Below are 14,261 nucleotides of genomic sequence, written 5' to 3' on the forward strand. Positions count from 1 at the left end.
CAACGCTTCGACGCCCTTTTCTCAGCGCTCGCCCAGGAGTACGTCGGCGGCGCGTTCGGCGAGCACGGTCACGGGGGCGTGGGTGTGCGCCCGTACCAGGCTCGGCATCGCGGCGGCGTCCACCACCCGCAGGCCGCTCACGCCCCGGACCGCGAACGACGGGTCGACGACGGCGCGTTCGTCCGTGCCCATCCGGCAGGTGCTCACCAGGTGGTGGATGCTGCCGCCGGTGGCGCGGACGTACGCGGTGATGTCGTCGAGGTCCTCGGAGAGCGCGCCGTCGGTGAGCGGCTTGCCCAGCCACTGCGCCAGGTCCGGCTGACGCAGGATCCGCTGGGCCGCGCGCACGCCCGCCACCAGGGTCCCCAGGTCCTCCCCCGCCTCGTCGGTCAGGTAGCCGGGGTCGATCAGCGGGGCGTCGTACGGGTCGGCGCTGCGCAGGGTGACGGTGCCGCGGCTGTGCGGGCGCATGAGGATGACGCCCAGCGCCATGCCGTGCGCCGCGGGCCGCTGGTGCTCGCCCAGCGGCACCACCAGGTGGACGATCTCGATGTCGGGGGCGTCCAACTCCTCCCGGGTGCGCAGGAACAGCAGCGCCTCGGAGATGATCGAGTCCAGGGAGCCGTGGCGGTCGCGCAGGTATTGGTCGATCTGCTCGGGCGAGGTGCCCGAACCGGGCGACCAGAAGCCCTGGGCCTCGAAGGCCAGCGGCACGAGCAGATGGTCCGTCAGGTCGCGGCCCACCCCCGGCAGGTCCCGCACCACCGGGACGCCGTGCCGGGCCAGTTCCGCCGCGGGGCCCACGCCGGACCGCAGCAGCAGGTGGGGGCTGCCGACGGCGCCGGCCGACAGGATGACGTCGCGTTCGGCGCGCAGGGTCTCGGTGCCCGACTCCCCCTCGACCTCGATCCCGACGGCCCGCGTGCCCTCGAACAGCACCCTGCGCACCAGCGTGTCCGCGAGGACGGTCAGGTTGGACCGCTCCCGGGCCGGTGTGAGGTACGCGTCGGCGGAGCTGTGCCGCAGGCCGTCGCGGTGGGTCGCGCGGGCCAGGGCGTAGCCCTCCTGGACCTCGGCGGCCGGGGTGTACCCGAGGCGCGCGCAGGCGTCGACGAACGCCGGGGTCACGGGCAGCGGATAGCGCAGCCCGGAGAGGCTGATCCGCTGCTCGGCGCGGTCGAAGTAGGGCTGCAGGTCGTCGTGGCCGAAGCCGTCCAGGCCCGCCCGGGCCCAGCCGTCGTAGTCCGCGCGGTGGCCGCGGGTCCACAGCTGGGCGTTGATCACCGAGGAGCCGCCGACCGCCTTCCCGCGCGGGATCGGTATCTCGCGGTCGCCCAGGCCGGGCTGGGGCACCGTGCTGAAGTTCCAGTCCAGGTCGCCGCCGAACAGCCGCGGGAAGAGGATCGGCACCTGCACCTCGGGGCGGGTCCCGGCGGTCCCGGTGCCGGCCTCGACGAGGAGCACCCGGGCGGTGCCGTCCGCGCTGAGCCGGTCGGCGAGCACGCAGCCGGCGGAGCCGGCCCCGACGATGACGTAGTCCCACTCGCTCACCGGGCGACCGCCTCTCGGCCCTGGGCGGTGCCGGCCGGGGGCGTGGTCAGGCCCCAGGTGGTGCTTTTCCGGCGGTCCCAGACGGTGCTTTTCCGGCGCGGGGTATCGGCCATGACAGCTCCTTCGTGTGTGCGGTGAGTACTGGGGTGACGGGGTGACTGCTGGGTGACCGGGCGGGCGGTGCGTCAGCGGGCCGCGGGGGCGGAGTCGGAGGTGGAGGCGGTGGCGGAGGACGCGGTGGCCTGCTCCGGTGCCGGGGCGGCCGGGACCGCGGCCGGGCGGGCGCGCAGCACGTTCCGGAGGAGGGCGAGGCCGGCCAGGAGCATGACCAGGCCGCAGACGCCGTTCCAGCCGAAGGCGGAGTACGCCCGCACGCCCAGCCAGGAACCGGCGCTGCCGCCGAGGAACGCGCAGGTCATGTAGGCGGTGTTGAGGCGGGCGCGGGCCTCGGGGCGGAGCGCGAAGATGCGCGCCTGGTTGGCGACCTGGCCGGACTGCATGGCCACGTCGAGCAGGAGCATCCCGGCGCCCAGGCCGACCAGGCCGACGGCACCGCCGAGGTGACCGGTCAGCAGCAGGGCGCCGGCGGCGATGGCGCCCACCATGCACACCAGGTTGACGGCGTCGGGGCCCTGACGGTCGGTGCGGCGCCCGGCGACCGGGGTGGCGAACATGCTGGCCGCGCCCACCAGGGCGAGCACGCCGACGGCCGGGGTGCCCAGGTGGTAGGCGGGGCCGGTGATGTAGAGCGCGAGGGCGGTCCACGCGGCGCTGAAGGCGGCGAACACCAGCACCTGGTTGAGGGCCGAGCGGCGCAGCTGCGGCTCGGTGCGCAGCAGGTGCAGCGAGGCCCCGAGCAGGGCCGGGTAGGGCTGGTCGGTGCTCGGCGTGGTGGTGGGGAGCGCGGCGGCCAGGGCCAGGGTGAGGACGAGCACCAGGCCGGCGGCGACCAGGTAGGGGGCGCGCCAGCCGAGCCACTCGCCGAGGGTGCCGGAGAAGGTGCGGGCCAGCAGGATGCCGCCGATCAGGCCCGACAGCAGGGTGCCGGTGACCGCGCCGCGGCGCTCCGGTGCGGTCAGGCCGGCCGCCATGGGGATGAGGATCTGCGGGACCACGGTGGTCAGACCGACCAGCGCGCTGGCGACGGCGAGGACCGGCAGCGAGGTGGCGGTGCCCGCGAGCACCAGCCCCGCGCAGGTCACCAGCAGCAGGGTGGTGATCAGGCCGCGGTGGCGCAGCCGGTCGCCGAGCGGGACCAGCAGGAAGATGCCGGCCGCGTAGCCGAGCTGGGCGCAGGTGACCACGACGGCCGCGGACTCCGGGGAGACGTGCAGGTCGTCGGCGATGAGCGGGCTGATCGCCTGCGGGAAGTAGATGTTGGCCACCGCGACGCCGCAGGCGACGGAGAGCAGCAGGATCAGGCGCCGGCTCAGCGTCGGCGACGAGGGGGAGGGAGGCCCAGCGGACACGACACACCTCTGGCGAGGAAGGGGACAGAGACAGGGAAGAGGGGCGGAGCCGGAGAGTTCGGAGGCTCCGCCGAGAACCGTTTTAACCGGTTCCTCGACGGTACCAGTAAAACCGGTTCCGCAGTAGGGTGGTTCTCATGCCCGACACACCCGCGCCCACGGCCCCCCGCTTCCGCAGCGGCGCGGGCCGGATCTGCCTGGACTTCATGCGCACGCTCCGGCTGCGCGGCATGGACGGCGCCACCGAGGAACTGGACACCCCCGAGGCCCTGACCGCCTGGATCGCCCAGCTGGGCCCCTATCCCGACGGCACGGCCGTCCCGGCTCCGGCACCGGACGTGCTCCGCGAGGCGCAGGCGGTACGGGAGGCGGTGCATGCGCTGCTGACCGCGGCCCGCTCGTCCACCGGCCCGGCCGGCTGCCCGCCCGGGGAGCGGGAGCTGCTGAACCGGGCCGCCGCCGCGGCTCCCCCGGTTCCGGTGCTCGCCGCGGACGGCACGGTGACCTGGAGCGCCGCGGACCCGGTGGGCGCGGTCCTCGCCGACATCGCGCGCGACGCGCTCGCGCTGGCGACCTCGCCCGCCCTTGACCGGGTGCGGGCCTGCTCCGGACCGCACTGCGCCGCCTGGTTCCTCGACACGTCCCGCCCGGGCAACCGCCGCTGGTGCTCGATGGAGACCTGCGGCAACCAGGCCAAGAAGCAGACCTGGCGCACCAGGCACACAAGCCCGGCCGGGAGCTGACGCCTCATCACCCTGGGCGTACGGCGGCCTCGGCGATCTCCTCCAGGACCCGGGCGCAGGCCACGGCGTCCGCCGGGCCGGCCGGCTCCCCGGCGCCCGTCAGGAACGCGGTCATGGCGTCGCCGGCCGCCGGTGGCCGGTGGGCCTCCGTCAGCGTCCCGTCGGTCGTCGTCAGCGTCAGCTCGCCGCCCGCCACCTGGAGCGTGCCCCGCGTCCCCTCCAGGCGCAGCCGGACGCCCCCGGGGCGCGACATCCACCCCGCGTGCAGGGCGGCCGGCACCGCGCCCCACTCCAGCAGGGCCGTGCCGCCCGCGTCGCCCGGCAGGCCGTCCGGCGACGGGTGCAGGACGGCGCCGCGGACCCGGAGGCCGGCCTCGGGCCGCAACCAGCGCAGCAGGTCCACGAGATGCACCCCGAGGTCCGCGAAGGCGCCCCGGGCACCCCACCGCGCATCCCGCATCCAGGCCGCGCCGGAACCGGTGAACAGCCCGTCCAGCAGGCCGGGATGGGTGAACCACGCATCGCACGCCACCAGCCGCCCGAGCCGCCCGTCCGCCACCAGCGACCGGGCCCGGCGCAGCACGGGGGCGCAGCGCAGGAACATCGCCGTCGTCACCGCCGTACCGGCCGCCGCGAGCCGGTCCGCCAGCTCCTCCGTCTCGGCGAGGCCGGCGGCGAGGGGTTTCTCCACCAGGGCCGGGACGCCGGCCCGGGCCACGGCCGTGAGCAGTTCGGGGTGCTCGGCGGTCGTGGCGCAGACCAGGGCGAGCTGCGCGCCGGCGAGCGCTGCCGCGGCACCGGGTACGACGGGCACCCCACGCAGTTCGGGGTGCGGGCCGGACCCGCCCCACGGCCGGCGCCCGGCGTGGACGGCGACCACCTCCGCGCGTCCGGCGAGTGCGCGGAGGTGGTCGCCCAGGTGCGGGTGGGCCGTGCCCAGGACCGCCACGCGAGGGCGCGGCGGACCCGGGTCGGGTGCGGGCTCAGCGGGCACGGGCGGCTTCCGGTGCGGCGGGGCGTACGAAGCCCCGGTCGACGTAGACCAGCGCCTCCCGCTCGTGGGAGGTGACGCAGTCCAGGACCCGGCCGACCAGCATGCTGTGGTCGCCGCCGTCCACGACCTCGTGCATCCGGCAGGCCAGCCGGACCACCGCCCGGGGGATGCCGGGCAGTCCGCGTTCCAGGGGCTCGGTGTCGCCCGCCGCGAACCGGTCCACACCCGAGGTCGCGAACCGCCGGGCGATCTCGGACTGGTCGTGCGCCAGGACGTTGACCATGAAGTGGCCGGCGACGGCGAACGCGGGATGCGTACTGGCCTTCTTGTCCAGGCTCACCGTCACCAGGGGCGGGTCGAGGGAGAGGGAGACGAAGGAACTCGCGGTGAAGCCCCAGCGGCGTCCGCTGTCGTCGACCGTGGTGGTGACGACCACCGGGCCGGGTACCCGGGCCATGGCACGGGTGAAGTCGAGGTCTTCGGCAGCGTTTTCAGCAGCGTCTTCGGCAGCGTTTTCGGCGGCTTCTTCGGCAGCGACGGACATGGGATACGGCGCCTCCTCGGGCGTGGTCACGAACAGTGCGACGGCGGGGGTGCGGTCGGTCAGCCGGCGAGTTCCGCCGCCGCGAAGTGCCGCAGCCAGGCGCGGAACTCCGGGCCGATGTCCTCGCGGCGGCAGGCCAGCCGGACGGTGGCGCGCAGGTACTCGCCGCGGTCGCCGGTGTCGTAGCGGCGACCGGTGAAGACCACCGCGTGCACCGGGCCGCCGATCCGCGGATCGCGCGCCATGGTGCGCAGGGCGTCGGTGAGCTGGATCTCGCCGCCGCGCCCGGGGCCGGTCTTGGCCAGCACCTCGAAGACGGCCGGGTCGAGGACGTAACGGCCGATGACGGCGAGGGTGCTGGGCGCCCGGCCCGGCTCGGGCTTCTCGACCAGGTCGGTCACGCGGACGACGCCGTCCCGGTCGCCGGGCTCGACGGCGGCGCAGCCGTAGCGGTGGATGTGCCCGGCGCCGACGTCAAGGAGGGCGATGACACTTCCCCCCAATTCCTCCCGCAGCCCGGTCATGAACGGCAGGAGGGGATCGGCGGGGTCGATCAGGTCGTCGCCGAGGAGCACCGCGAAGGGCTCGTCGCCGACGTGCGGGGCGGCGCAGAGCACGGCGTGCCCGAGGCCCCTGGGGTCGCCCTGGCGTACGTAGTGGACGGTGGCGAGGTCGGTCGCGGCGCGCACCAGGTCCAGCCGGGCGGTGTCGCCCTTGCCGGACAGGACGGCCTCCAGTTCGGCGTTGCGGTCGAAGTGGTCCTCCAGGGCCCGCTTGCCGCGTCCGGTGACCATGAGGACGTCGTCGAGACCGGCGGCGACGGCCTCCTCCACGACGTACTGGATGGCGGGCTTGTCGACGAGGGGCAGCATCTCCTTCGGGGTGGCCTTGGTGGCGGGCAGGAAACGGGTGCCGAGCCCGGCGGCCGGGACAACGGCCTTGCGGACGCGTGGCGTCGGTCGGGTCATGGTGGATACGTCCTCTTCGTCAAAGGGCGTCAAAGGGCGTCAAAGGGCGTCGAGAGGCGCGAAGGGGCGTCGAAGGCCGTGCGTCAGGCGACGCTGCTCGCACGGGCGGCCGGGTCGCCGGTGTCCGGGAGGAGCGAGCCGTGTCCGGCGCCGCCCAGGGCGGTGAGGAAGGAGCGGGCCCAGTGGTGGACGTCCCGCTCGCGCAGGTGCCGGCGCAGCTCCTGCATACGGCGCCGGCCGTCCGCCGGGTCCAGGGTGAGGGCGGTGGCCATCACGTCCTGGAGTTCGTGCCGGTGGTGCGGGTTGACCAGCAGGGCCCGGGTGAGCTCGTGCGCGGCGCCCGCGAACTCGCTGAGCACCAGCGCGCCGCCCAGGTCGGGGCGGGCGGCGACGAACTCCTTCGCGACCAGGTTCATGCCGTCGCGCAGCGGTGTCACCAGCATGACGTCGGCGGCCCGGTAGAGGGCGGCGAGTTCGGTGCGGTCGACGGTGGTGTGCAGGTAGTGCACCGGGACCTGGCCGACCTGCCCGAAGGTGCCGTTGATGTGCCCGACCCGGGCCTCGATGCGGGCGCGCTGGCGCCGGTAGTGCTCGACGCGCTCCCGGCTGGGGGTGGCGATCTGGACGAGGACGGTGTCCGACGCGGTGGCCCGGCCGTCGGCGAGGAGTCCCTCGAAGGCGCGCAGCCGCTGGTCGATGCCCTTGGTGTAGTCGAGGCGGTCGACGCCCAGCATGATCCTGCGCTGCTCGCCCAGTTGCCGGCGGATCTGCCCGGCCCGCTCCCGTACGGTCTCGCCGGCGGCCAGCTCCTCCAGGCCGGCCGCGTCGACGGAGATCGGGAAGGCGCCGACGCGGACCTCGCGGTCGCCCACGAGGACGGTGCCGAGGACGGACGAGCGGGGTGCGTGGCCGACGCTCTCCGCCCGCCGCAGCCGGCGCACCAGGTGCAGGAAGTTCTGGGCACCGCCCGGGAGTTGGAAACCGATCAGGTCGGCGCCGAGCAGGCCGTCGACGATCTGGCCGCGCCAGGGCAGCTGGAGGAAGAGTTCGGGCGGCGGGAACGGGATGTGCAGGAAGAAGCCGATGCGTACGTCGGGCCGCAGGGCGCGCAGCAGTTCGGGGACGAGCATCAGCTGGTAGTCCTGGATCCAGACGGTCGCGCCGGGGGCGGCGAGGGACGCCGCGTGCCGGGCGAAGCGCTGGTTGACCCGCTGGTAGCTCTGCCACCAGCCGCGGTCGAAGTCGGGCGGCACCACCACGTCGTGGAAGAGCGGCCACAGCGTGGTGTTCGAGAAACCCTCGTAGTACTCCCGGTACTCGGTCTCGTCCAGCGGGACCGCGTGCAGCCGGACGTCCTCGCCGGGCAGGTCGGCGGGGGCACCGCCGGCGGTGGTTCCGGCCCAGCCCGCCCAGGCGCCGCGACGGGCGCGCAGGATGGGCTCCAGGGCACTGACGAGTCCGCCCGGACTGCGCCGCCAGCGCGGGCCGTCCGGGCCCTGAGTGTCCAGGTGGACCGGGAGACGGTTGGCGACGACGACGAAGTCCGCGTCGGACCCGACGGATGCGAGGGGCTGGCTGGTCCTGGGCGTGTCCACGTCCTGCTTTCCCTTCTGGGGCGGGGTGACCGCGCCCCGAAGGGGCGCGGGGAACTGCGCGACCAGCCACGACGAACCCGCAGACGACGTACCGGTCTTCCAGCGGAGCGCCTACGCGCGGAAGTCGACGATCGTCTTGAGGTCGGTGGTGCTGCGGTAGTTCTTGAAGATCTCGACGAGGCCGTCGTAGTCCCGGAAGCTGTGCACGGTGGAGAGCAGGCGCCTGCCGTCGACGATGCCGGACAGCAGCATCTGCATGGCCGTCTGGATGACGTTCGCGGAGTGGTGCATCGGGAACGCGGTGACGTCGAAGGGCGAGGCGCTGATGTTGATGCCCTTGGCGAGCATCAGCCACGTGTCGAACTTCTGCATCTCCTGGGAGGCCCCGTACAGCACGTACCGGCCCTTGGGCTTCAGCCGGCGCATCGCCACCCGGCGGGGGTCCTTCTCCTCGTCTTCGACGCGGACGGTGGGCAGCGCGTCGAAGACGTAGTCGAAGGTGTTCTCGGCGACCTCCGCGATGAGCTCCTCGGGCAGGTAGGCGCGCTCGGAGAAGTGTTCCGTGGCGTGCTGGTTGCGCATCGGGTTGGCGTCGACGGACACCACCTGGTTCGGGGCGAACAGGCGCTTGATGACGCTGCCGGCGATGATGCCGATCGGGCCGGTGCCCATGATGAGGACCCGGTCGCCGATCTTCGGCGGGTTGCCCAGGATGGAGCGGAGCGCGCCGGTGGTCGGCTCGATGAAGGAGGCCTGGAGGTCGTCGAGGGCGTCGGGGATCTTCACCGCGGCGGCCCGCAGGTCGTCGTTGAAGTTGCGGTCGGCCCAGAACACGTCCTCCTTGACCTCGCCGGAGAACACCGGGCGCAGCGTCCGGTACTCGGCGAAGCCGCCGAAGTCGGTCTGCCCCCAGTAGACGATCCGGTCGCCGATCCCGATGTCGGAGCGGGTGAACTCCGGCCCCTTCTCGACGACTTCGCCGAGGTACTCGTGCCCCAGGATCACCGGGTACTCGGAGGGGAACAGGTGCCCTTCGAAGAAGGAGATGTCGGTCGAGCAGATCGAGACGCAGCGGGTGTGCAGCAGCAGGCCGTCGGCGGGCGCCGCGGGGCGCGGCACGTCGGCGAGCACGGTCTGGCGCGGGGCGAGGAGCTGAAAGGCCTTCATGGTCTGCATGGTTGTCCTTCCGGGCAGGTCGCGGTTGAGGAAGTGGGGCCGGTACCGGGGCGGGTCAGCGGCGCATGGCGAGGCCGCCGCCGAGCAGGTACTGGCCCGCCATCTCGACATTGGTGGGCGAGAGGGTGATGTGCTTCGCGGCCGAGTGCGCGTCGCGGAAGTAGCGTTCGAGCAGGCTGCTCGCGTACAGCGAGGAGGTGCCCGCCACGGTGAACAGCGAGGTGATCGCCGCGCAGCTCAGCTCGGCCACGGTCGCCGCGGTCAGCCGGACCGTGGCGCTCAGCGCGTCGCCGCCGGTCTCGCCGTACTGCTCGGCGTGCCAGCCCGCGTCCGCGAGCAGCAGCCGCGCGGCCCGCACCTTCGCCTCGGCGCGGGCGTACCGGTCCTGGACGGTGTGGCCGGCGGCCAGCGTGCTCGTGCCGGCGGCCGGCCGCTTGGCCAGGGCGAGCCGCTGGAACTCGCGCAGCGCGCCGCGGGCCGCGCCCAGCACGGTCGACGACGAGCCGAACAGACCGAAGTCGTAGTAGCTGATGCCGTAGCCGCGGGAGGGGCGGGCGGGCGGTGCGGCGAACATGTCCCGCTGGTCCACGGTGTACTGCTCGGCGACGAACACGTCGTCGACCTCGTAGTCCTCGCTGCCGGTGCCGCGCAGGCCGAGCGTGTGCCAGTTGTCCAGCATCCGTACGGCGGACTTCGGGACGAACAGCATCCGGATCTCCGGGCCGCCCCCGTCCGTCGTGCGGGGTGCGCCGCCGGCGGTGACGCGGGCCGCGCACACCAGCCAGGCGGCGTGTGCCGAACCGCTGGCGAAGCCCCAGCGGCCGGAGAGCCGGTACCCGCCGTCGACCGCCTCGGCCGTGCCCGTCGGGTTGACCGAGCCGACCACCAACGCGTCCTGGTCCAGGAACAGTTCGCGGGCCTGCGGCTCCGGCAGGTAGTCCGAGAGCCGTCCGATGGCCGCCTGCACCCCCATCTGCCAGCCGATCGCCGGGTCGAGCCGGGCCAGCGCCTGGAGCGCCTGCGACCCGGTCTCCAACGGCACCTGCGCGCCGCCCAGTTCACGGGAGACCAGCATCCGGGGGAACCCGGCGTCCCGCAGCGCCTCGAACACCGGGAGCGGCGAGAACCGCTGCCGTTCGCCCTCCTCACGCCACTTCTCGATGACGGGGGCGATCGCGTCGACCCGGCCGAGCCAGTCGGCGGTCTGCGCCGACACGGGCTTCCCGTCGAGCAGGGCGAAGAACTCCCCGCCGTCGTGGTTGTGGTCCATACCCACCTCCTTCAAGTCGCTGGGAGCGTAGGCAGGGCGAACACGTGTGCAATACGGGAAACCGGAGGGTACGAGCACGCGCCGAACGGCAATTCCGGCCACCGTCCGCACCCGGCAAAGAGCGGCACGCGGGGACGGCAAAGGGCGGGAAAGAGCGGGAAAGGAACGGCAAAGGGAGCGGGACCGCCCCCGCCTCCCCCCGGCCCCCGGCCCGCCGGCCCCCGGCCTGCCGGCCCAAAAAAAGGGGGCGGCCCGCGCGTCACTGCGCGGGCCGCCCCTGGGCGGGGTGAGGGAGGGTCAGCCGGTCTGTTCGAGGAGGCCGGCGAAGGCCAGCCACAGGTCGATGTGCTGGTGTACGGCGGCGATCAGCGCCGCTCGGCAGTGGCCGGGCACGGCGTCCGCCAGTACGGCGCCCTCGGCGCCGAGAAGCGCACGGTTGTCGAGCATCCGCAGCAGGTGCCGCCCGGGGTCCGAGAAGCGGATCGAGGGGTCGCGGGCGAGCACGGCGAGGGGGTCCTTGGCCAGGGCGCGGCGCCGCGCCGCGCGGGCCGGGACGTCGGCGGGACCGACCGCGGCCAGCGGTGCGGGTCCACCGGACGCGGCGGTCCGCCGCGCCTGGACCGGGTCCTCGCCCCGCTCCACCCGTGCCCGCACGTCCCGGGCGGTGCCCACCGACACACCGGCGGCGGAGGCGATCCGGCGCAGTGACGCGTCCGGATGCGCACGCAGATACGCGGCCGCGCGTTCCCGTCCCGCGGAGGGGTCCACGGGACGGGCCCGGCCGTCCCGTCCCACCCGGGTGTTCAACTGGGGTCCGTCCCCGGATGAACGCGTCCGCAGGGTCGCGACCGTCTTCGTGGACAGCCCGGTGGCCTGGGCGATCGCCCGGTTCGACCACTCCGGGTAGGCGGTCAGGACGCGGCGGGCGGCCGCCGAGCGCTCCTGCTGGTTGAGCCGCCGCCCGTGGTGCAGGTTCGCCCGCACGGAGGCCACGAACGCCTCCCGCTCGTCGCCGTCGAAGAACCGCACCTCGATCTCGGGCCGGCCGGCCAGCCGCGCCGCGGTGAGCCGGTGCATGCCGTCGACGACCCGCAGGGTGCGGCGGTTCACCAGGATCGGGGGCAGTTCGCCGATCTCCATGAGGGATCTGGCGTAGGCCAGGTCCACGTCCTCGGCCCGGGGCGAGTCGGCGGGTGCCAGCGCGGCGACCGGCATGCTCTGCACCGGGGACAGCACCGGGTCCGGCCGGGTGGGGGGTGGGGAGGTGGTCATGGCCGGCGGTCCACGAGCCCGCGGCCGAGGACGGCGAGCAGCGCGGCCACCCCGGCGGGACCGGGTACCCGCAGGTCGCAGTGGTCCCGCAGCTCCGGGACGGCCTCGCCGGAAAGGGCGGGCGCGCTGTAGACGCTGACGGCGGGCAGCCCCTGGGCCCGGCGTCCGGTCAGCAGCCGGAGGACCGGGAGGTCGGCGAGGTCGTCACCGGCGTACAGCACGGCGTGCGCGGGCCGTTCGGCGAGGAAGCCGGTCAGGGCCGTGGCCTTGTCGACGCCGTGCGGCCGTACCTCCAGGACCAGGCGGCCCGCCTCGACGCGCAGGCCCAGGTCGTCGGCCAGGGACCGCACCGGGGGCTCCAGGAGCCGCAGGGCGGCGCCGGGGTCGGGACAGCCGCGGGTGTGCACGCCGATGCTGTGCGCCTTGTCCTCGATACGGGCGCCGGCGCCGTGCCGGGCCACCAGCGGGCGGAGCTCCCGGCGCAGCCGGTCGATCGCCGGGTGCGGTGCGGGGGTGCGCAGCCGGCCCGTCGCCGAGTCCCAGCGCTGGAGGCCGTAGTGGCCGAGCACCGTGATCCGGGGTGCGCCGGCACCGGTGCGGAGGGCGGCGGCGGACACCACGTAACCGGCCGGGCGGCCGGTCGCGATCACCACGCGCATCCCGTGCCGGGCGAGGGTGACGAGGGCCGCGAGGGCCTGCGGCAGCGGGCGGGCGGTGGCGGGGTCGGTGACGATCGGGGCGAGGGTGCCGTCGAAGTCGACGGCCACCACCGCCTCTTCGGGCCGGTCGAGGAGCGCCCTCAGGCCCTCCGAGCCCGCGGGCGAGATCCCCGCGGAACCGGCCTTGCGTAAGGCCGGCCACAGCTCTTCGTCCGCCGTGCGGACAGGGCGAAGCGATGACGTGCTGGTCATGGTCGTGTCTCCGTTGGCGTCCACATGTGGAAAAACGGGCGCTGAGGCAGCCGGGAACGTCGGTGGTCCACGGCCGGTGGCCCTCGTCCGGACGGCCGGCCGCCTGACGGCAGGGCATCGGTCACCGGTGCGGAGGGAGGCGCGGCGGTTCACATTCGCGAGGAGTTCGCATACGCGAGGATCGAGGCCTCGCGTGAGAAGACGTCACATGGGTGGGCAGGACCGAAGACACTGGAGATCAGTGCCGGGCGACCGCAGCGGCGCCGCCTTCGGCGCGCTTTCGGCCACGATCGTGCTGCTGCTGTACATACTCGGAACATCCCCCGTCGTGTGTTCACACGCGTTCACACGTACTTCTGCGCAGTGGCGAGTCCACAGGGCTCCGGGCTTCGAAGGCCAGGGGAAGTGGTGGCCGATTGGACACACGCGGCCAACTCCCGGCCCGTCGGCCCCTGTCCACCCGCCCGGGCCCCGCTCGGTCCCCGCCCGGGTCCCGCCCGGACGCCGGGCTTCCGGTCCGGGGCGGCGACCGCCGGCCCGCCACCCGCACCGCACCGACCTGCGAGGACAACGCCCGTCCGGTATTTCGCACTACCATCCGGCAGATTCGGGGGGCCGGTGCGGACCCTACCCGGATGTACAGAATTCAATGAAGCAAACGGGGAGGAAGATTGTGGACAGCAGGCCACCCGGAGACGCGCGGCTCATTGACAGATCGGTCGGATTCACCACCACGGCCGCGGAGCTCCTCGACCAGACCGTCAGCACCCTGACGGCGCTCACGGGTTCGGGCATCGCCACGAGCTACCGGACCCTGGCCGAAACGGACGGTCTGATTCCACTGGCGGACGCCGACCGGCGGCTCGGCGGCCCGGGAAACGCCGCCCGCCTGCTGGACTTAGGGCTCGCGCACGTCCTGCCGCACGACCCCCCGGTCCTGGCCGCGGCGGCGCCGGTACCGGCCCTGGAAGCGGCGTTGGCCCACAAACAGCACGAACTCAACGCCCAGTACGACATCGTCGCCCGCTCCCAGCGGGAGGCCGCCCACATCCGGCGGCTCGCGCACCGGCAGGCCCAGGAGGCCACCTCGCACCGGCTCGCCCGGGTGCTCACCGACTCCGACGACATCGCGGCCCTGTCCAACACCATCGGCACGGCGGCCACGGCGGAGCACCTGACCCTGGAGACGTTCCGCTACGACCTGCCCCTGTCGGAGGGCTCCGCGCAGCCGCCCACGGCCGCCGCGATCGCCCGGGGCGTCCGGCACCGCAGCATCTACGAGGCCGCCTTCCTGAGCGATCCCGTGGGCGCCGCGATCATCGAGCGCTGCGCCGCGGCCGGCGAGGAGATACGGCTGCTGCCGCGGCTGCAGATGAAGCTGAAGGTCACCGACGGCGCCCAGGCCCTGCTGGCGCTCACCCCGACCGGCTCCAGCGCGGCCCTGCACCTGACCTCGCCGGTCGCCGTGGACGCGCTGCGCCACTACTTCGAGCTGCTGTGGCGCGAGGCCCGGCCGCTGACGCTCTCCGGCTCCTCCGGTTACGGGGACCGGGAGGGGCAGCGGCACGAGATCGCCGCGCTGATGCGGCAGGGCCTCAAGGACGAGGCGATCGCCCGGCGTCTCGGGCTGACCCCGCGCACGGTGCGCCGCCGGATCAGCGAGTTCATGGAGGAACTCGCCGCCGAGACCCGCTTCGCCGCGGGCGCCGAGGCCCAGCGCCGCGGCTGGTTCGAGGCACCGGCCGAGTAGTTCCCGCGAACGCCGAAG

At 74.1% G+C, this 14,261-nt stretch carries 12 protein-coding genes; 2 read left to right on the forward strand and 10 right to left on the reverse strand.

Features of this window, described 5'->3' with window-relative positions; all coding sequences use genetic code 11:
* Window positions 1–21: 21 nt before the first annotated feature.
* Together ABT137_RS36300 and ABT137_RS36305 are read right to left on the reverse strand one after the other, a co-directional pair.
* The gene (locus ABT137_RS36300; protein ID WP_351715401.1) at window positions 22–1,551 is read right to left on the reverse strand and encodes a GMC family oxidoreductase; all 1,530 of its coding nucleotides are present in this window, start codon (window positions 1,549–1,551) and stop codon (window positions 22–24) included.
* A gap of 185 nt (window positions 1,552–1,736) precedes the next feature.
* Window positions 1,737–3,020, reverse strand: coding sequence for an MFS transporter (locus ABT137_RS36305; RefSeq protein ID WP_351715402.1), 1,284 nt, complete (start codon window positions 3,018–3,020; stop codon window positions 1,737–1,739).
* 137 nt (window positions 3,021–3,157) lie between these two features.
* On the opposite strand from ABT137_RS36305, the gene ABT137_RS36310 reads away from it, so the two are divergent.
* A complete protein-coding gene (locus ABT137_RS36310; RefSeq protein WP_351715403.1) occupies window positions 3,158–3,763 on the forward strand; it encodes a CGNR zinc finger domain-containing protein in 606 nt (201 codons plus the stop codon).
* A 7-nt stretch (window positions 3,764–3,770) separates the two neighbouring features.
* Here ABT137_RS36310 and ABT137_RS36315 read toward each other — a convergent pair whose 3' ends face one another.
* The 8 genes from ABT137_RS36315 to otsB form a co-directional block, all read right to left on the reverse strand.
* Entirely contained in the window at window positions 3,771–4,757 is a 987-nt protein-coding gene (locus ABT137_RS36315) for a Gfo/Idh/MocA family protein (RefSeq protein ID WP_351715404.1), read from the reverse strand.
* On the reverse strand, window positions 4,747–5,301 hold the full coding sequence (locus ABT137_RS36320; RefSeq protein WP_351715405.1) for a flavin reductase family protein: 555 nt from the start codon (window positions 5,299–5,301) through the stop codon (window positions 4,747–4,749). Before ABT137_RS36320 ends, ABT137_RS36315 begins: the two co-directional genes overlap by 11 nt.
* A gap of 59 nt (window positions 5,302–5,360) precedes the next feature.
* Window positions 5,361–6,269 carry a UTP--glucose-1-phosphate uridylyltransferase gene (locus ABT137_RS36325; RefSeq protein WP_351715406.1) on the reverse strand — a complete coding sequence of 303 codons (909 nt, stop codon included), beginning with the start codon at window positions 6,267–6,269 and terminating at the stop codon, window positions 5,361–5,363.
* A gap of 83 nt (window positions 6,270–6,352) precedes the next feature.
* The gene (locus ABT137_RS36330) at window positions 6,353–7,864 is read right to left on the reverse strand and encodes an alpha,alpha-trehalose-phosphate synthase (UDP-forming) (protein ID WP_351715407.1); all 1,512 of its coding nucleotides are present in this window, start codon (window positions 7,862–7,864) and stop codon (window positions 6,353–6,355) included.
* Between the two features lie 111 nt (window positions 7,865–7,975).
* The gene (locus tag ABT137_RS36335) at window positions 7,976–9,040 is read right to left on the reverse strand and encodes a zinc-dependent alcohol dehydrogenase (protein ID WP_351715408.1); all 1,065 of its coding nucleotides are present in this window, start codon (window positions 9,038–9,040) and stop codon (window positions 7,976–7,978) included.
* A 55-nt stretch (window positions 9,041–9,095) separates the two neighbouring features.
* Entirely contained in the window at window positions 9,096–10,310 is a 1,215-nt protein-coding gene (locus ABT137_RS36340) for an acyl-CoA dehydrogenase family protein (RefSeq protein WP_351715409.1), read from the reverse strand.
* A 297-nt stretch (window positions 10,311–10,607) separates the two neighbouring features.
* Window positions 10,608–11,582: a ParB/RepB/Spo0J family partition protein gene (locus ABT137_RS36345; RefSeq protein WP_351715410.1), complete on the reverse strand. Its 975-nt coding sequence runs from the start codon at window positions 11,580–11,582 to the stop codon at window positions 10,608–10,610.
* A complete protein-coding gene (gene otsB, locus ABT137_RS36350; protein WP_351715412.1) occupies window positions 11,579–12,493 on the reverse strand; it encodes a trehalose-phosphatase in 915 nt (304 codons plus the stop codon). The genes ABT137_RS36345 and otsB overlap by 4 nt, the downstream gene beginning before the upstream one ends.
* A gap of 673 nt (window positions 12,494–13,166) precedes the next feature.
* On the opposite strand from otsB, the gene ABT137_RS36355 reads away from it, so the two are divergent.
* On the forward strand, window positions 13,167–14,243 hold the full coding sequence (locus ABT137_RS36355; RefSeq protein WP_351715414.1) for a helix-turn-helix domain-containing protein: 1,077 nt from the start codon (window positions 13,167–13,169) through the stop codon (window positions 14,241–14,243).
* Window positions 14,244–14,261 lie beyond the last annotated feature (18 nt).

Origin of the sequence: Streptomyces sp. NPDC001980 (genome assembly GCF_040296885.1) — a bacterium.
Taxonomy (GTDB): domain Bacteria; phylum Actinomycetota; class Actinomycetes; order Streptomycetales; family Streptomycetaceae; genus Streptomyces.